This window comes from Cellulosimicrobium sp. BMG9.23 (genome assembly GCF_059159985.1).
In genome coordinates, this window is the sequence record NZ_JBZGBZ010000007.1 from 28,540 (window position 1) to 46,928 (window position 18,389).

The following is an 18,389-nucleotide window of genomic DNA, read 5'->3' on the forward strand; positions in this document are numbered from 1 at the left end:
CGGTGTCCGCGTCCCCCGAACACGTTGGAGGACCCCGTGCCATCCCGTTCGAGTCGACTGCGCAAGGGCGCGACGGTCGTCGCGTCGCTCGCGCTGCTGAGCGCGCCGCTGGTCGCCGCCACGGCGCCGGCGAGTGCCGCCGAGCCCCGAGTGAGCAACCCGTTCGCCGGCGCCACCCAGTACGTCAACGACTACTGGTCGAACAACGTCGAGGCCGCGGCCGCTCGTGCGGGCGGCGACCTCGGGTCGCGCATGCTGTCGATCGCCGACGAGCCCACCTCGGTCTGGATGGACCGGATCAGCGCGATCGAGGGCAACGCCGACGGCCCCGGCCTGCGGACGCACCTCGACGCCGCGCTCGCCCAGAAGCAGCCCGGCGTACCGATGGTCTTCAACCTCGTGATCTACGACCTGCCCGGGCGCGACTGCTACGCGCTCGCCTCGAACGGCGAGCTCAAGCCCACCGCCGCGGACATGCAGCGGTACAAGACCGAGTACATCGACGTCATCGCCGACATCCTCGACGACCCGGCGTACGAGGACCTGCGCATCGCGGCGACGATCGAGCCCGACTCGCTGCCGAACCTCATCACCAACATCAGCCACCCCGACTGCCAGGTGTCCGCGCCGTACTACCGCGAGGGTGTCGCGTACGCGCTCGACGCGCTGCACGACGTCGGGAACGTCTACAGCTACATCGACGCCGCGCACGCCGGGTGGCTCGGCTGGCCGAGCAACGCCGGGCCGGCGGCGAAGCTCTTCGAGGAGGTCGTCCTCTCGACCGACGCGGGCTACGCCTCCGTGGCCGGGTTCGTCTCCAACACGGCGAACTCGACGCCTCTCGTCGAGCCGTTCCTCGAAGACGTCCAGCTCGGCAGCACGCCCGTGCGGTCGGCGACGTTCTACGAGTGGAACGCCGACTTCGACGAGACCGACTGGACCGCGCACCTCTACGACCTGCTGGTCGCCGAGGGCTTCCCGAGCTCGATCGGCATGCTCATCGACACGTCGCGCAACGGCTGGGGCGGCGAGGACCGGCCCACGGCGGTGAGCACGTCCACGAACCTCAACACGTACGTCGACGAGTCCCGCGTCGACCAGCGCATCCACCGCGGCGCGTGGTGCAACCCGGCCGGAGCCGGCATCGGTGAGCGCCCGCAGGCCACGCCCGCCGGCTACCCCGAGTCGCACCTGCACGCCTTCGTGTGGGTCAAGCCTCCGGGCGAGTCCGACGGCGCGTCGAGCGACATCCCGAACGACCAGGGCAAGCGGTTCGACCGCATGTGCGACCCGACGTTCGTCTCGCCCAAGCTGGCCAACCAGCTCACGGGCGCGCTCCCGGACGCCCCGCTCGCGGGCCAGTGGTTCGAGTCGCAGTTCCAGATGCTCGTCGAGAACGCCTACCCGGTGATCGACCCCGACGGCGAGGTCCCGGACGACACCACGCCGCCGACCGTCCCGACCGGCCTCGTGGCCGGCGCCACCACCGCGACGTCGGCGTCCGTGAGCTGGACGGCCTCGACGGACGACACCGGTGTCTCGGCGTACACCGTCCTCGTCGACGGCACGGCCGTCGGCACGACGGCGACGACCTCGTACACGGTCACGGGCCTCGACCCGGACACGTCGTACGCCGTGACGGTGCGCGCTCGTGACGCCGCCGGCAACGTCTCCGCCGCGTCGGCACCGCTCACCGTCACGACCGACGAGGACGGCGGGTCCGGCGAGGACACGCAGGCACCGACCGCCCCGACGGGTCTGCGCGTCTCCGGCGTCACGACGTCCTCCGTCTCGCTCGCGTGGAACGCGTCGAGCGACGACACGGGCGTCGACGGGTACCGGGTGTACCGCGGTGGCGAGGTCGTCGCGGAGGTCTCCGGGACGTCGTACACCGACACGGGCCTCGCGGCCGGGACGGCACACGTCTACGCGGTGCGCGCGGTCGACGCGGCGGGCAACGTCTCCGCGACGTCCGGCACCGTGACCGGCACGACCGAGGAGGACGGCGGCGAGCCCGCCGGCGCCTGCACGGTCGCGTACACGGCGAGCTCGTGGAACACCGGGTTCACCGGGTCCCTGCGGATCACGAACGACTCGGCCACGCCGCTTCAGGGCTGGACCCTGACGTTCGACTTCGCGAACGGTCAGACGATCACGCAGGGCTGGTCCGCGCAGTACGCGCAGTCCGGCTCGACGGTGACCGTCACCCCGGCGGCCTGGAACACCACGCTGGGCGCCGGCGCGAGCGTCGAGGTCGGCTTCAACGGCTCCCACTCGGGGACCAACACCGAGCCGACGTCCTTCGAGCTGAACGGCGCGGCCTGCACCGTCAGCTGACCGGCTGACCGATGACCGGCTGAGCACTGACCGGTGGCCGGGGCGCGCAGGGGCGCTCCGGCCACCGGCTCCACGATCGACACCCCTCGCCACGGCTTCGCACCCCGCTCCGCCGCGGCCGTTCGATATCGATATCGACCCGCCGACTGACGCCGGGTCGACCCACCGGAAGCGGGCCACCCGTCGGCCCGGGCTTGGAGCGTGCAGCATGCGCAGGACCAGCAGACGAGCACTCACGACGACCCTCGCGACGGCGGCGCTCGCCGTGGCGGCGATCGTCCCGACCGCGACCACGGCGGCCGCAGCCCCCGAACCCCTCGCGGACGCGGCCGCGCGCCACGGCCAGACCGTGGGGTTCGCGCTCGACCCGAACCGGTTGTCGGAGAGCGCGTACAAGGCCGTCGCCGACCGCGAGTTCTCGCTCGTCGTCGCGGAGAACGCGATGAAGTGGGACGCGACGGAGCCCAGCCAGGGATCGTTCTCCTGGAGCGGCGCCGACCGGGTCGCCGACTACGCCGCGGCGCAGGGCGCGGACCTGTACGGGCACACGCTCGTGTGGCACTCGCAGCTCCCGGGCTGGGTGTCGAACCTGAGCGGCGACGCGCTGCGCGCGGCGATGACCGACCACGTCGAGGCCGTCGCCGGGCGGTACGCGGGCGACGTCGACGCGTGGGACGTGGTCAACGAGGCGTTCGAGGACAACGGCTCTCGCCGGCAGAGCATCTTCCAGCAGCGTCTCGGGGACGGCTACATCGAGGATGCGTTCCGCGCCGCGCGGGCAGCGGACCCGGACGCCGACCTGTGCATCAACGACTACAGCACCGACGGCATCAACGCGAAGAGCACGGCGATCTACGACCTCGTGCGCGACTTCACGGCCAGGGGCGTCCCGATCGACTGCGTGGGCTTCCAGGCGCACCTGATCGTCGGGCAGGTGCCGTCGACGCTGACCCAGAACCTCCAGCGGTTCGCGGACCTCGGCGTGGACGTGCGCATCACCGAGCTCGACATCCGCATCAACACCCCCGCCGACGCGTCGAAGCTGGCGCAGCAGGCGTCCGACTACGCGAAGGTCTTCCAGGCGTGCCTGGACGTGGACCGCTGCACGGGCGTCACGCTGTGGGGCATCACGGACCGGTACTCATGGATCCCCGACGTCTTCCCGGGACAAGGCGCCGCGCTCGTGTGGGACGACGCGTACACGGCCAAGCCCGCGTACGCCGCGATCGCGGCCGTCCTCGGTGCACAGGACGACGGCTCGGGCGGTGACGACCAGGCGCCGACGGCCGTGACCGGCCTGCGGGTCTCCGGCGCCACGTCGTCCTCGGTGTCGCTCGCGTGGAACCCGTCGACCGACGACACCGGGGTCACCGGATACCGGGTCTTCCGGGACGGGACGCAGGTCGCCGAGGTCGCTGCGACGTCGTACACGGACGCCGGCCTCGCCCCCGGCACGGACCACGCCTACGCAGTCCGCGCCGTCGACGCCGCGGGCAACCTCTCCGCGACGTCCGGCACCGTGACCGGCACGACCGAGGACGACGGCGGCGAGCCCGCAGGCATCTGCACCGTCGCCTACGGCGCGAGCTCGTGGAACACCGGGTTCACCGCGTCGCTGCGGATCACGAACGACTCGTCCGCAGCGCTCCAGGGCTGGGCCCTGCGGTTCGCCTTCCCCGACGGGCAGACCGTCACGCAGGGCTGGTCCGCGCAGTACGCGCAGTCCGGCTCCACGGTCACCGTCACCCCGGCGGCCTGGAACACCACGCTGGGCGCCGGCGCGAGCGTCGACATCGGCTTCAACGGCTCCCACTCCGGGACCAACACCGAGCCGACCGCCTTCACGCTGAACGGCGAGACCTGCGTCGTGGCCTGATCGGACGCCAGGAGTCCGGGGCGCGCAGGGGCCGCCCCGGACCGTGGCGTCGCCCAGAACGCGTGCTGACCCGGGCCGCGCCCCCGGCCCGGGTCAGCACGTCCCCCGTGCCCCGAAACGTTTCACGCCTTCGACCGTCGAAGCGCTTCACCTAGCGTGGCGCGCGGCACGACGACGTGCCCGGGGGCTCGCCCCCGCCTCACGCACGAAGGAGTGGGAGACGGATGAGCTTGCGACCAGCCATCGCCGCGCTCGTCGGGTGCGGGCTCCTCGCCACGGGACTGGGGGCGGCCGCCGCGGCCGTCCCCGGGGTCGTGGCAGCGACCGCCGCGAGCACGGCCGCGACCGCTGCGGCGGAGTACGACTGGGGGAACGTCGAGATCGTCGGCGGCGGATTCGTCCCGGGGATCGTCTTCAACCGGACCGAGCCCGGCCTCGTCTACGCGCGCACCGACATCGGCGGCGCCTACCGCCTGGACCAGCAGACGCAGCGCTGGGTCCCGCTGCTCGACCACGTGGGCTGGGACGACTGGGGCCACACCGGCGTGCAGAGCATCGCGACCGACCCCGTGGACCCGGACAACGTCTACGCCGCCGTCGGCACCTACACGAACTCGTGGGACCCGAACCCCGGCGCGATCCTGCGCTCGTCCGACCGGGGCGAGACGTGGCAGCGGACCGACCTGCCGTTCAAGGTCGGCGGGAACATGCCGGGCCGCGGGATGGGCGAGCGCCTCGTCGTCGACCCGCACGACAACGACGTGCTGTACCTCGGGACGGAAGAGGGCCACGGCCTGTGGCGCAGCACCGACGCGGGCGTCACGTGGTCCGAGGTGACGTCGTTCCCGAACCCAGGGAACTACGTCCAGGACCCGACCGACACGAACGGGTACCTCTCCGCCAACCAGGGTGTGATCACCGTGGTGCCAGACCCTTCCACGGGCACCGCAGGCACGCCGACCCGCACGCTGTACGTGGGGGTCGCGGACAAGGAGGCCCCGCTCTACCGCTCGACCGACGCCGGCGCGACGTGGGAGGCCGTGCCCGGCGCACCCACCGGCTTCGTCCCGCACAAGGTCGTGCTCGACGACGAGGGCGGCCAGCTGTACCTCGCGACGTCCGACACGGGCGGCCCGTACGACGGCGGAAAGGGCGACGTCTGGCGCCTCGACACCGCGACCGGGACGTGGACGCAGATCAGCCCCGTGCCGTCCTCGAGCGCGGACGCCTCCTTCGGCTACTCGGGCCTGACGATCGACCGGCAGGACCCCGACACGCTCATGGTCGTGAGCCAGATCTCCTGGTGGCCGGACATCCAGGTGTACCGCAGCACGGACCGCGGCGAGACGTGGACGTCGATGTGGGAGTGGTCCGGCTACCCGAACCGCGACCTGCGCTACTCGCTCGACATCTCGGGCGCGCCGTGGCTCACGTTCGGCAAGCAGCCGGCACCGCCCGAGCCGAGCCCCAAGCTCGGCTGGATGACCGAGTCGTTCGAGATCGACCCGTTCGACTCCGACCGCTTCTTCTACGGCACCGGCGCGACCGTCTACGGCGGCACGAACCTCACGGACTGGGACACGGGCGGGACCGTGGACATCTCGGTGAAGGCGCAGGGCATCGAGGAGACCGCCGTGCTCGACCTCGTCGCGCCGCCCGGGGGCGCCGAGGTGATCTCGGGGCTCGGCGACATCGGCGGCTTCGTGCACGACGACATCACGCAGGTGCCGGACATGATGTTCACCCAGCCGTACCACGGGGCGGTGCACAGCCTGGACTTCGCCGAGCTGGCGCCGTCGACCGTCGTGCGCGTCGGGCAGGGGGTCGACGGCGCGGTCGCGTCCCACATCGGCGTCTCGACGAGCGGCGGGGCGTCGTGGTGGGCAGGCCAGGAGCCGTCCGGGGTGACGGGCGCGGGGACCGTGGCCATCGGCGCCGACGGCGGCCGCGTCGTGTGGAGCCCGCAGGGCACCGGGGTGCACGTGTCGACGACGCTCGGCTCGTCGTGGACGGCGTCGACGGGCGTGCCGGCCGGCGCGCGCGTCGAGGCGGACCGGGTCGATCCGTCGGTGTTCTACGCGTTCGCGGCGGGCACGTTCTACACGAGCACCGACGGCGGAGTCTCCTTCACCGCGTCCGCGGCGTCCGGCCTGCCCGCCGAGGGCAACGTCCGCTTCGCCGCCGTCCCCGGGCACGAGGGCGACGTGTGGCTCGCGGGCGGGACCACCGACGCGACCTACGGCCTGTGGCGCTCGACCGACCAGGGCGCGACGTTCACGCGCGTCGCCGGCGTCGACGAGGGCGACGCGGTCGGGTTCGGCAAGGCCGCGCCCGGCGCGGACTACCCGGCGGTCTACACGTCGTCGAGGATCGGCGGCGTACGCGGCGTCTTCCGCTCCGACGACGCCGGCGCCACGTGGGTCCGCATCAACGACGACGAGCACCAGTGGGCGTGGACCGGTTCCGTGGTCACGGGCGACCCCGACGTCTACGGCCGGGTGTACGTCGGGACCAACGGGAGGGGCGTCGTCGTCGGGGACCTCACGGGCGACCCGGGGACCGAGCCGACCGAGGAACCCACCGAGGAACCGACCGAGGAACCGGGCGACGCCGCGTGCTCGGTCGCCTACGACGTCGTCGGCGAGTGGCCGGGCGGGTTCCAGGCGACGGCGCGCGTGACGAACACGGGCGACGCGCCGGTCGCCGGGTGGAACCTCACGTGGCAGTTCACCGCGGGCGAGCAGGTGGCCCAGGCGTGGGGCGGGACGGCGACGCAGACCGGCACCTCGGTGCGGGTGGCGGCGCCCGGCTGGGCGACGACGCTCGCACCGGGCGCGTCGTCGGACGTCGGGCTCGTCGGCGCGGGCAGCGCCGGCCCGCCCGAGGACTTCGCCCTGAACGGCGAGGAGTGCACGACCTCGTGACGTGACGCGGCGGGGGTGGCGCGCGCCGACCAGGCAGGCGCCGCCCCCGCTGGGGCGTCCCCGGCTGCGTACGTCCGGGGGCACCACCACACTGACCGGGTGCGACTGCGCCGCGTGTCCGTGACCTCTCCCGGGTACTCACGCCGCCCGAAGGGCGACGCGTGGGTGTTCCTCGACGTCGACGGCGTGCCCCTGACCGACGAGGAGGAGCTCGAGCGCTGCACCGGCCTCGCCGTCCCTCCTGCCTGGGAGGACGTGTGGATCTGCCGGTTCCCGAACGGCCACATCCAGGCGTTCGGTCGCGACGCCGCAGGCCGGGGCCAGTATCTCTACCACGAGCAGTGGCAGCGCACGCGCTCGCGCCGCAAGCACGACCACGTGCTCGACGTCGGCCGGCGGCTTCCCGCGGCGCGCCGCCACGTCGCGCGCGACCTCGAGCTGCCGGGGATGGGCCGCGAGAAGGTGCTGGCACTCGCGTTCCGCCTCCTCGACCTCGCCTACTTCCGCGCGGGCGGCGAGATCTACGCGAAGCAGAACAAGAGCTACGGGCTCGCGACGATCCGCAAGGAGCACGCCCGGGTCCGCCGCGACGGGAGCGTGCACTTCCACTACCCCGCGAAGTCCGGCCAGGTGCGCGACGTCGTCGTCGAGGACCCGGTGGTGGCGGAGCTCGTCACGTCGCTCAAGCGGCGCCGTGGCGGGGTGGAGCTCCTCGCGTGGCGCGAGGACGTGGCCGGACGACCCGTGTGGCACGACGTGACGAGCGCCGACGTGCAGGGCGCGATCAAGGAGCGCCTCGGACCGGACGCGACCCCCAAGGACTTCCGCACGTGGCACGCCACGGTGCTCGCGGCGCGCGCGCTCGCCGACGCCGGTGCCCCGCCGCGGTCCGAGCGTGCCCGGCGCCGCGTCGTGACGGGCATCGTCAAGGACGTCGCCGAGGAGCTCGGCAACACCCCGACCGTCGCCCGGTCGTCGTACATCGACCCCCGCCTGTTCGACCTGTGGGAGCGTGGCGAGACGATCGGCGCGACGCGCTCGCAGACGCGGGCCGAACGAGAAGTCCTGGAGCTGCTCGGATGAAGATCGCCGTCACGGGAGTCACGGGCTACGTCGGCGGGCGGCTCGTGCCCGAGCTGCTGGCGGCCGGCCACGAGGTCCGGGCGCTCGCGCGCCATCCGGAGCGGCTCAGCGGCCGCGACTGGGCCGGGTCCGCGCAGGTCGAGCTCGTCGAGGCCGACGCGAGCGACCTCGACCAGATCCGCTCGGCGCTCCAGGGCGCCGACGTCGCGTTCTACCTCATCCACTCGCTCGGCACAGGTCCCACGTTCGAGGCACGCGACCGGCGCACCGCGCTGACTTTCGCGCGCGCGGCCCGCGAGGCGGGCGTGGGACGCATCGTCTATCTCGGCGGGATGTTCCCCGACGTGCCCGAGGGCGAGCTGTCGCCGCACCTCGCGTCCCGCAAGGAGGTCGGGGAGATCCTCCTCGCGTCGGGCGTCCCGACGACGGTCCTCCAGGCCGCGGTCATCCTCGGCTCGGGCTCGGCCAGCTTCGAGATGATGCGCTACCTCACCGAGCGCCTGCCCGCGATGACGACGCCGAAGTGGGTCGACAACCGGATCCAACCGATCGCGGTCCGTGACGTGCTGCGCTACCTCGTGGGTTCCGCGACGATGCCCGACGACGTGTCGCGCGCCTTCGACATCGGCGGCCCGGAGGTGCTCACGTACCGGGACATGATGCAGCGCTACGCGCGCGTCGCCGGCCTGCCGCGACGCCGGATCGTCAGCGTCCCGGTGCTCACGCCGAAGCTGTCCTCGCTGTGGGTCGGGCTGGTCACGCCGGTCCCGAGCGGCATCGCGCGGCCGCTCGTGGAGTCGCTCCAGCACGAGGTCGTGTGCTCCGAGCACGACATCGCGCGGTACGTCCCCGACCCACCGGACGGGCTCATCGGGTTCGACCGTGCCGTCGGCCTCGCGCTGCAGCGCATCCACGACGGGGAGGTCACGACCCGGTGGTCGTCGGCCTCGGTGCCCGGTGCGCCGTCGGACCCGCTGCCCACCGACCCGGACTGGGCGGGCGGGTCGCTGTTCGTGGACGAGCGGCGGACCGTGGTCGACGCGCCGCACGACGTGCTGTGGCGCGTCGTCGAGGAGATCGGCGGGCAGGGCGGCTGGTACTCGTGGTCCCTTGCCTGGCGCGTGCGCGGGCTCATGGACCGCGTCGTGGGCGGCCCCGGGCTGCGCCGCGGGCGGCGCGACGAGCACCGCCTGCGCGTGGACGACGAGCTCGACTGGTGGCGCGTCGAGGCGATCGAGCCGGGCCGACGACTCCTGCTCCGCGCGGAGATGCGGTTGCCCGGCCTGGCGTGGCTCGAGCTGCGCGTCGACGACGCCGCCGCCGAGCTCGAGGACGCGCGGGACCCCGACGCCCCCGGTCCGTCGCCCGAGGACGCGAGCGGACCGGACCGCACGTACTTCGCCCAGCGCGCGCTGTTCCACCCGCACGGCCTCGCCGGCCAGCTCTACTGGTGGTCGGTGAAGCCGTTCCACGGCGTCGTGTTCGGCGGCATGCAGCGCAACATCGCGGAGGCAGCCGAGCGTGCGGCGGCAGCCCGACCATCACCATCCGCATAATTTGAACCGCAGGTGCGCGTTTCGGCAGGTCGCAGCACTTCACCCTCGACATCGCCTACCCGCCCCACTACGATTCCGACGACACTTCCTCGATGAAGGGATCCGGAGTGCAGTCCATTGCATTCTTCAACAACAAGGGCGGGGTCGGGAAGACTACGCTCGCGTGCAACATGGCAGCGCAGATCAGTAAAGATCTTCGACTTCGGACACTTGTCGTTGATCTCGACCCCCAGTGCAATGCGACACAACTACTGTTGCGGGAGGCCGAGTGGGAGAAGCTCTATGGCAATCGCCGCGAGTCCGCTAAGAGGACCGTGCTCCGCGTACTCAGACATATTCGTGCCGGCGATTCTGGCATTGATGATGAGCTGGACATCGTAGAGAGCAAGAGGTTTGGGGTAGACGTATTACCAGGCCACCCCACGCTCTCGGTAGTTGAGGACACACTAAGCACCTCGTGGGTCGAATTTCGCGGCGGCGTGATAGGTGGCGCACGGCGAAGCATGTGGGTGGCCAATCTAGCCCAAGCAGCACAGGCCAGAGACTACGATCTGGTGATATTTGATGTGGGGCCAAGCCTCGGCGCTCTGAATCGAACCGTACTCCTCGGTTCACGAACGTTCGTCACTCCGATGTCTGCGGACCTCTTCAGCCTCTATGCTCTCGAGAACATCGCAGATTGGATCACTTCATGGTCGCGCGAGTATGCTCGGGGTTTTGAGAGCATTGCTGAGACAGACTCGGCACTTCCTGACGAGATAGGGCTACTACCTGCGCCAGCGGCTACGCAGGGTTGGGTTGGATATACGGTGCAGCAGTATGTCACCAAGGCGATGCAGGGCCGTTCACGAACGGTTAATGCGTATGAAAAGCACCGGCGCCACATTCCGGATCGCGCAAAGGCTCTCGCCTCCTTCTCACCAGTTTCCCTGGAGGAATTGGACTTAGGCGTGGTACCCAACATGTTCTCAATGGTGCCTCTCGCACAAAGCGCCCACGCTCCGATTCGGGAACTGACAACGGACGACGGTTTGCGCGGCGCTCAAGTGAGTCAACGAAGGCGGTACGTGGAGCGTCTCGAGGAGATTGGAGCGATGCTGATCGAGAATACGGGTCTTGGACGAGTGCGATGACGACCTCAGACGCTGCGCTTACTAATCGATGGCCCGAGAATCTGGTTCGCCGCGTTGCGAGTCGCAATTTTGTCATGGTGATCGGGGCGGGCATTTCGATGTCATCCACGAATTCCGCTGGTCACACGCCACCCAGTTGGCGCGCGATGATTACGACACTTGCAAAAAAGCACTGCTCTGGCGCCTCACGCAGCACGGCTCTCGATCTTGTTAAGCAGGAGAGATACTTGGAGGCCGCCGAAGTAGTTCGCATCTCCGCTCGCAAGAAGAGCAAAGAATCAGATTTTCTAGGCGCCATCGCGGAGCAAGTCGACGGTGTTCAAGGTGACCCATTCCAACCCTCAAACCTGCATGAAACGATACTCCGCCTGGAGCCGGAGATCGTGGTGACCACAAACTACGACCGAATTGTCGAGCGAGCGACGGCGAGCGGATATAACGTGCATCGGTATGATAGCACTGGGATTGCTTCCGATGTTCGCCTTGGACGGCCGGTGCTCATCAAGGTTCACGGCACTGTGGATAGTGCGCACGAGATCGTCCTGACCCGATCGGACTATACTTCCCTGAGAAAGAATGGGGCTGAGGCTCTTGATGTATTGGAGGCGCTATTCCTAACAAAGACGGCACTTTTTCTGGGATATGGTTTCAACGATCCGGACATACGCCTGGTCTTGGAGAATATCCTGGGATCACGCTCAAGGATTGCTTCACATTACCTGCTCACCTCGAGTTCTATTCCCGAGTATCGCCGTGAGATCTTGTCTCACGCCTATGGCACTACGCCAGTGACCTACCGCTCTGGCGACTACGTGGAGATGCATCGCATGATTGAGTTGTTGGCCGATGAAGTCGAGGCTCGACGCAGCATAGGAATCGCCTTTCCCTGACGGCTCAATCGCGACGACGACGGAACGCCAACGGCTCCTCGACGTAGGGCTCCCACGCCGCGCGCTCGGTGTCCGTAAGGCGTCGCGGCCTGCCGGTCGCGGCGTCGACCACGACGATCGTCGTCGTGGCCTTGGCGTAGGCCTCGCCGCCGGAGGTGGGGCCGGTCCGGCCGAAGCCGCCGGGGACGCCGTCGTGCACCTCGTAGCAGACCTCGAGACTTGCCCCGCCGAGGTGCCCGACCCACAGCTCGACCCGGACGGGCGTCCGCGTGAAAGCGAGCGGGCGCAGGTACTGGATCTCCTGGCGAGCGACGAGCGTGTGGCTCGTGGCGTGCGGCCCGGTCTCGAGCACCGCGGTGGGCCACGCGCCCTCCCCCGCCTCGGGGTGCGTCCAGAACGCGGTGATGCGCGCGTCCTCGACCAGCCGGAACATCTCGACGTTGTTCACGTGGGCGTAGGCGTCGAGGTCCGACCATCGCAGCGAGACGGGGACGTGCAGGCGGGTCATGGGGGTCCTCTCGGTGCTGCGGGCAGTGCTCTGCGCCGACGGCGCGCTGGTGCGACGACCATTCTGCCGCGCTACCACCGGTGCCGAGCACGGGATCACCGACGGCCGAGCACGGGATCAGCCACCGGAATCAGCCGAATCCGGTGGCAGATCCCGTGTTCGGCAGCGGAGGTGGCCCGGTCAGGAGGCGGCGACGAGGGCCCCGGCGCGGCACCGTGCGAGCGCGGCGAGCTCCTCGCCCACCGGCAGACGCACGACGGCGTCGGCGACCTGGGAAATGGAGGCGCGCAGGCGTCGTCGGGCCCGGACCGCGCGGCGCCGTCCGCCGACCGCCGCCGCGACCCGCGCGACGAGCGCGAGCAGGACCCCGACGACGACGCCGCCCAGCACGAGGAGCGTCGGCCACGGGAGCTCGGGAGCGCCCGCGCCGCCCAGCGTGAGCACGGGCGTCGGCGGCTCGGGCAGCCGGAGGTAGGCGAACAGCCACAGCGCCGCGAGCCACACGAGCCCGGCGACGAGCGCGGCGAGCACGAGCCACTGCAGCACGCCGACGACGCGCCACCACGCCGGGCGACGCGACGCCTCGAGCTCAGTCCCCGCGACGGCGCGGTCGAGCGCGTCCGCGAGGTCGGCGGTGCCCTCCGCGGCCCGGCGGCGCGCGACGAGCGCCCACGCGTCCGGCACCCCGCGCGTCGCGGCGCCCACGTAGTCCCGGACCGCCGTCTGCGCTCCGGCTCGCAGCGCCGCGGGGACGGCGGGCAGCGAGGTGCGCGCGAGGTCCTGGCGGGGCGGACCGGCGGCGTCGGCGCCGCCCAGCGCCTTCGCGGTCCGGGCCGCCCGCGAGCCCGGCGCCGGTCCTGTTCGCAGGCCGATGCGGCGCAACGGGTCGGGCCGGAACCGACCGAGCCAGCGGGTGACGGGCCACCCGGTCGCCGCGCGCGCGTCGCGCACCGCCGACCCGCGGACCGCCGCGACGACGGTCGGCACGCCCGCCGCCGCCTCCAGGGCGTCGACGAGCCCGTCGCGTGCCCGCTGCGCCGCGCGCTCGGGCGGCGGGTCGCCGCACGCGTCGGCGATGCGCCGGGCGACAGCCCGCTCGTCGGCGGCGAGCCGGTCGTTCGCGGCCCGACGGCGCGCGGCGGCGTCCGCGAGCAGGCCGCGCAAGGCGTCCATCCCCTGGCCGGTGCGCGCCGAGACACCGAGGACGCGCGCGTCGGCGAGCCCGTCCTGCGCGGCGAGGCGGCGCAGGTCGGCGAGGCACGCGTCGGCGTCGGCCGGCGACAGGCGGTCGACCTGGTTGAGCACGAGGACGACGACGGACGCGTGCCCGGCGAGCGGGCGCAGGTAGCGCTCGTGCAGCGCGGCGTCCGCATACTTCTGCGGGTCCACGACCCAGACGAGGAGGTCGGCCCGCTCGACGAGACGCTCCGCGCGCACCCGGTGCTCGGTGACGACCGAGTCGTGGTCGGGCAGGTCGAGCAGCACGAGCCCGCTCGTGAGCTCGGTCGGTCGGCGGCCGGTGCCGCGCAGGAGCCCCCGCAGGCCGCCCGGCCTCGCGTCCTGCTCCGCGGTGTCCCCCGACGCCAGCGGCGTGCCCATCTCGTGCCGCCGGGACACCTCGAGCCAGTCGAGCAGCGCTCCGGCGGGCCCGGTGCCGCCGGGGCCCCAGACCGCGGCGAGCGCGTGCGACGTCGTCGGCCGCTGGACCCCGACCGCCGCGAGCTCACCGCCCGCGAGCGCGTTGAACACCGACGACTTCCCCGAGCCGGTCGCACCGGCGAGCGCGACCACCGTGTGGTCGGCGGACAGCCCGGCCCGCTCGCGCGCCCGCCCGACGACGTCGCGCGCGTCGGCGACGAGCGTCGCGTCGAGCCGGCCGTCGCCCGCGAGGAGGGCCGACTCGAGCGCAGCGGTCCGGTCCGCGAGGTCGATGCTCACGGCCGCTCCTCCCCGTGGACCGGCGGCTCGACCGGTGGCGCGTCCTGAGCGGCGGTCCCCGCGGCGTCGCCGCGTGCCGGACGACCGAAGAGCCGGCGCCAGAAGCCTGCCCGCGCGCCGTCGTCGACCATGTCCCCCGTCGTCGCCTCGTCGGCGGTCCCGCGTCCGGCCCCGCGCAGAGGGCGCGCGGCGTGGCGACCCGTCGGCGCCCCGGACGGTGCCGGTCGACGGGCCCGCTCGGTGCGCGCGGCGGCCTCGACCGCGTGCGCCGCGTCGCGCACGCCCTGAGCCGCGGTGACCGCCTCGGCGCTGCCGAGGGCGTCGAGCTGGGCGGTGAAGCGCCGGGCCTCGCCGTCGAGCACGTCGTCCACGCGCTCGGCGAGCCGCTCGCGGGCGGTCTGCGTGAGACGGCGCACCGCGTCGTCGCCGAACACGGCCTCCAGGAGCTTCTGGGCGACGATCGCCGTGCCGCCCGCGATCCCGACCTCCGCTCCGGTGATCCCCCCGGTCGACGCGAAGACGAGGACCATGAGGCTCACCCCGAGCCCGTTGATCCCGAACGACAGCGCGCGGGCCGCGCCGCGCTTCCCGGCACCCTGCTCGCGCACGAGGTCGAGCACGTCGCCCTGCCATGCGCGGATCTGCGCCGCGACCTCGGTCCGTGCGGCGACGGACGAGCGCGACAGGTCGAGCCCGTCGAGCAGCGCGAGGCCCGACGGGTCGGCGCGCCACGTGCCGTAGGCGCGGTCCGCGGCGGTGTCGGCGGCGTCGAGGACGACGGCCTCCAGGCCGTGCGCGATGGCCTGCTCGACCTGCGGCGCCTGCGCGGGGCGCCCGCGGAAGAACGACGCGATCGCATCGCGGACCCGCCCGACCCCCTGCTCCACGGCGCGGAAGATCTCGCTCGTGCCGACGAAGTCCTGCCAGCGCGCGAGCACCTCGCCGCGCAGGAGCGCGCCGTCGCTCGTCGCGGCGTCGACCTGGGCCGTCGCGTCGGCGTACGCGCGCGCGACGACGTCGCGCAGCCGCGCGTCCGACGTGCCCTGCGCGTCCGCCGCCCCGGCGACGAGCACCGCGCGGCGCACGAGGTCGTCGACGACGCCGTCGCGCGTCGCGAGCGCGACCCGGTCCCGGGCGTCGGCGTCGACGCCCAGCGCCGTGAGCCAGGCCGACACCTCGGCGACGGACTGCTCGGGCAGGAACCCGTCGACGAGGTCGGACTCGCCGACGACGAAGAGCGGCGAGGCCCCCAGCCCGTTCTCGCCCATCATGCGCCGCAGGTCGTCGGCGACCGCCTCGGCACCGGGGTCCACCCGGTCGAGGACGATCGCGACCTGCGCCCGCCGCTCGGCGGCACGGTGCAGCAGGTCCCATGGCACCGCGTCGGCATATCGCGCCGCGGTGGTCACGAAGAGCCACAGGTCGGCGGCACCGAGCAGCTGGGCGGCGAGCTCCCGGTTCGCGGTCTCGACCGAGTCGACGTCGGGCGCGTCGACGAGCGCCAACCCCTGCGGCAGCGCGTCGCTCGCCACGAGCCGCAGCGACCGACCGGGGTCGGCCGGGCGGCTCGCGGCGTCCGCGGTCGAGCTCGCCGGGGCGTGCGTGCTGACGCGCGCGAGACCGGGCAGCACGCGGTCGGTGGAGAACCACCGCTCGTCGAGCGGGTGGTGCACGAGGACGGGCGCCCGCGTCGTCGGCCGCAGCACACCCGGCGCCGACACGTGCTCGCCGAGCAACGAGTTCACGAGCGTCGACTTGCCCGCGCCGGTCGACCCACCGACGACGACCAGCAGCGGCGCCGCGTGCGACCGCAGCCGCGGCAGCAGGTAGTCGTCGAGCTGGTCGACGGCCAGCGCGAGGTCGTGCCGCGCCGTCTCGACGCCCGGCACCTCGAGAGGCAGGCGCAGCGCCCCGAGCCGCCCCCGCAGGATCTCCAGCGCCTCGACCAGCCCCGCGGTCCCCGCCCCGGCGGAGCGCTCGGCCACCGTGCGACCGCTCACGTCAGCGCCGTCGACCACCTCGGCGCCGCCGCCGTCGGCGTCGTCACGCAGCGGCCCGGGCTCGGTCATCCCGCCAGTCTGCCGCAACGCCCCAGGCCAGGCGCGCGCACGCGCCAGAGGGACGGCCGCGCAAGGGTGAGACGACACTCGAGCCCGCCCGGAACGACGGCCCGGTGAGCCGACCGACGAGCCCGGCGGAAACGACGGTCACCGGTGAGCCGACGGACGAGCCCGGCGGGAACGACGGCGCGCGCGGGTCGTGGTGGGTCTGGCGGGAGGCCGCGAGGAACGAGCGGCCGGATGGTAGACCCGCGCGCGCCGTCGTGGACGCCGGGCGGAGGTGACCTGAACGCCGACAACGACGACACGACGACGCCGGGCAGGAAGGAAGCACCCGCCCGGCGTCGTCGGGATCGATCAGTCGCGCGTGAGCTTGCGGTACGTCACGCGGTGCGGGCGCGCCGCGTCGGCGCCGAGGCGCTCGACCTTGTTCTCCTCGTACGACGCGAAGTTCCCCTCGAACCAGTACCAGCTCGCCGGGTTCTCCTCGGTGCCCTCGTACGCGAGGATGTGCGTCGCGACGCGGTCGAGGAACCACCGGTCGTGGGACACCACGACGGCGCAGCCGGGGAACTCGAGCAGCGCGTTCTCGAGCGATCCGAGGGTCTCGACGTCGAGGTCGTTGGTGGGCTCGTCGAGGAGCAGGAGGTTGCCGCCCTGCTTGAGCGTGAGCGCCAGGTTGAGGCGGTTGCGCTCGCCGCCGGACAGCACGCCCGCGGGCTTCTGCTGGTCCGGGCCCTTGAACCCGAACGACGCGACGTAGGCGCGCGACGGGATCTCGACGTTGCCGACCTTGATGAAGTCGAGGCCGTCGGACACGACCTCCCAGAGCGTCTTCTTCGGGTCGATGCCGCCGCGCGACTGGTCGACGTACGAGATCGAGACGGTCTCGCCGACCTTGAGGTCGCCGCCGTCGAGGGGCTCGAGCCCGACGATCGTCTTGAACAGGGTGGTCTTGCCGACGCCGTTCGGGCCGATGACACCGACGATGCCGTTGCGCGGCAGCGTGAAGCTCAGCCCGTCGATGAGCTGGCGGTCGCCGAACCCCTTCTGGAGGTTCTTCGCCTCGAGGACCAGGCTGCCGAGGCGCGGGCCCGGCGGGATCTGGATCTCCTCGAAGTCGAGCTTCCTGGTGCGCTCCGCCTCGGCAGCCATCTCCTCGTAGCGGGCGAGTCGTGCCTTGGACTTGGTCTGGCGGCCCTTGGCGTTGGAGCGGACCCACTCGAGCTCCTCGCGGAGGCGCTTGGCGAGCTTGGCGTCCTTCTTGCCCTGGACCTGCAGGCGCTCGCCCTTCTTCTCGAGGTACGTCGAGTAGTTGCCCTCGTAGGGGTAGAGGCGGCCGCGGTCGACCTCGCAGATCCACTCGGCGACGTGGTCGAGGAAGTACCGGTCGTGCGTGACGGCGAGGATCGCGCCGGGGTACGCCGCGAGGTGCTGCTCGAGCCACAGCACGGACTCGGCGTCGAGGTGGTTGGTCGGCTCGTCGAGGAGCAGCAGGTCGGGCTTCTCGAGGAGGAGCTTGCACAGCGCGACGCGGCGGCGCTCACCGCCGGAGAGCACGGACACGTCGGCGTCCGGCGGCGGGCAGCGCAGCGCGTCCATCGCCTGCTCGAGCTGGGAGTCGAGGTCCCACGCGTCAGCGGCGTCGATCGCCTCCTGGAGCGTGCCCATCTCGGCGAGCAGCGCGTCGAAGTCCGCGTCGGGCTCGGCCATGAGCGCGGAGATCTCGTCGAAGCGGTGCTTCTTGGCGAGGATGTCGGCGACGGCCTCCTGGACGTTGCCGAGGACCGTCTTCTCCTCGTTGAGCGGCGGCTCCTGCAGGAGGATCCCGACGCTGTACCCCGGGGAGAGGCGCGCCTCGCCGTTCGAGGGCGTGTCGATACCGGCCATGATCTTGAGGATCGTGGACTTCCCGGCACCGTTCGGGCCCACGACGCCGATCTTCGCGCCGGGCAGGAAGTTCAGGGAGACGTCGTCGAGGATGACCTTGTCGCCGTGCGCCTTGCGCGCCTTGTACATGGAGTAGATGAACTCAGCCACAGCCTGTGTATCCACCGTTCGGTCGGTCTGGAGTGGGTCGGGAT

General features: G+C 72.0%; 11 protein-coding genes. 7 read left to right on the forward strand and 4 right to left on the reverse strand.

Annotated features, from left to right (window positions below; genetic code table 11):
* The first annotated feature begins 36 nt into the window (after positions 1-36).
* The 7 genes from AC4H2G_RS12880 to AC4H2G_RS12910 all read left to right on the forward strand — a co-directional run bounded on the left by AC4H2G_RS12880 (position 37) and on the right by AC4H2G_RS12910 (position 11,799).
* Positions 37-2,337, forward strand: coding sequence for a glycoside hydrolase family 6 protein (locus AC4H2G_RS12880; protein ID WP_494366135.1), 2,301 nt, complete (start codon positions 37-39; stop codon positions 2,335-2,337).
* 208 nt (positions 2,338-2,545) lie between these two features.
* Entirely contained in the window at positions 2,546-4,213 is a 1,668-nt protein-coding gene (locus AC4H2G_RS12885; protein ID WP_494366136.1) for a glycoside hydrolase family 10 protein, read from the forward strand.
* Between the two features lie 224 nt (positions 4,214-4,437).
* Positions 4,438-7,137 (forward strand): cellulose binding domain-containing protein, encoded by a 2,700-nt coding sequence (locus AC4H2G_RS12890; protein ID WP_494366137.1) that lies wholly within the window; start codon positions 4,438-4,440, stop codon positions 7,135-7,137.
* A 99-nt stretch (positions 7,138-7,236) separates the two neighbouring features.
* Positions 7,237-8,220, forward strand: coding sequence for a DNA topoisomerase IB (locus AC4H2G_RS12895; protein WP_494366138.1), 984 nt, complete (start codon positions 7,237-7,239; stop codon positions 8,218-8,220).
* Positions 8,217-9,776, forward strand: a complete 1,560-nt coding sequence (locus AC4H2G_RS12900) for an SDR family oxidoreductase (protein ID WP_494366139.1) — start codon at positions 8,217-8,219, stop codon at positions 9,774-9,776. Before AC4H2G_RS12895 ends, AC4H2G_RS12900 begins: the two co-directional genes overlap by 4 nt.
* Before the next feature lie 92 nt (positions 9,777-9,868).
* Positions 9,869-10,909 carry a ParA family protein gene (locus AC4H2G_RS12905; RefSeq protein WP_494366140.1) on the forward strand — a complete coding sequence of 347 codons (1,041 nt, stop codon included), beginning with the start codon at positions 9,869-9,871 and terminating at the stop codon, positions 10,907-10,909.
* Positions 10,906-11,799 (forward strand): SIR2 family protein, encoded by an 894-nt coding sequence (locus tag AC4H2G_RS12910; RefSeq protein WP_494366141.1) that lies wholly within the window; start codon positions 10,906-10,908, stop codon positions 11,797-11,799. The genes AC4H2G_RS12905 and AC4H2G_RS12910 overlap by 4 nt, the downstream gene beginning before the upstream one ends.
* Before the next feature lie 4 nt (positions 11,800-11,803).
* Here AC4H2G_RS12910 and AC4H2G_RS12915 read toward each other — a convergent pair whose 3' ends face one another.
* The 4 genes from AC4H2G_RS12915 to ettA form a co-directional block, all read right to left on the reverse strand.
* On the reverse strand, positions 11,804-12,307 hold the full coding sequence (locus AC4H2G_RS12915; RefSeq protein WP_494366142.1) for an acyl-CoA thioesterase: 504 nt from the start codon (positions 12,305-12,307) through the stop codon (positions 11,804-11,806).
* Positions 12,308-12,487: 180 nt separating this feature from the next.
* On the reverse strand, positions 12,488-14,245 hold the full coding sequence (locus tag AC4H2G_RS12920; protein WP_494366143.1) for a GTPase: 1,758 nt from the start codon (positions 14,243-14,245) through the stop codon (positions 12,488-12,490).
* Positions 14,242-16,314: a dynamin family protein gene (locus AC4H2G_RS12925; protein WP_494366144.1), complete on the reverse strand. Its 2,073-nt coding sequence runs from the start codon at positions 16,312-16,314 to the stop codon at positions 14,242-14,244. Before AC4H2G_RS12925 ends, AC4H2G_RS12920 begins: the two co-directional genes overlap by 4 nt.
* Before the next feature lie 348 nt (positions 16,315-16,662).
* Entirely contained in the window at positions 16,663-18,345 is a 1,683-nt protein-coding gene (ettA, locus tag AC4H2G_RS12930) for an energy-dependent translational throttle protein EttA (RefSeq protein WP_494366145.1), read from the reverse strand.
* Between the last annotated feature and the right edge of the window lie 44 nt (positions 18,346-18,389).

Coding starts and splice junctions, on each gene's coding strand:
- AC4H2G_RS12915 (WP_494366142.1), bottom strand. CDS start 12,307: ATGACCCGCCTGCACGTCCCCGTCTCGCTGCGATGGTCGGACCTCGAC.
- AC4H2G_RS12885 (WP_494366136.1), top strand. CDS start 2,546: ATGCGCAGGACCAGCAGACGAGCACTCACGACGACCCTCGCGACGGCG.
- AC4H2G_RS12925 (WP_494366144.1), bottom strand. CDS start 16,314: ATGACCGAGCCCGGGCCGCTGCGTGACGACGCCGACGGCGGCGGCGCC.
- AC4H2G_RS12890 (WP_494366137.1), top strand. CDS start 4,438: ATGAGCTTGCGACCAGCCATCGCCGCGCTCGTCGGGTGCGGGCTCCTC.
- AC4H2G_RS12910 (WP_494366141.1), top strand. CDS start 10,906: ATGACGACCTCAGACGCTGCGCTTACTAATCGATGGCCCGAGAATCTG.
- AC4H2G_RS12905 (WP_494366140.1), top strand. CDS start 9,869: ATGAAGGGATCCGGAGTGCAGTCCATTGCATTCTTCAACAACAAGGGC.
- AC4H2G_RS12900 (WP_494366139.1), top strand. CDS start 8,217: ATGAAGATCGCCGTCACGGGAGTCACGGGCTACGTCGGCGGGCGGCTC.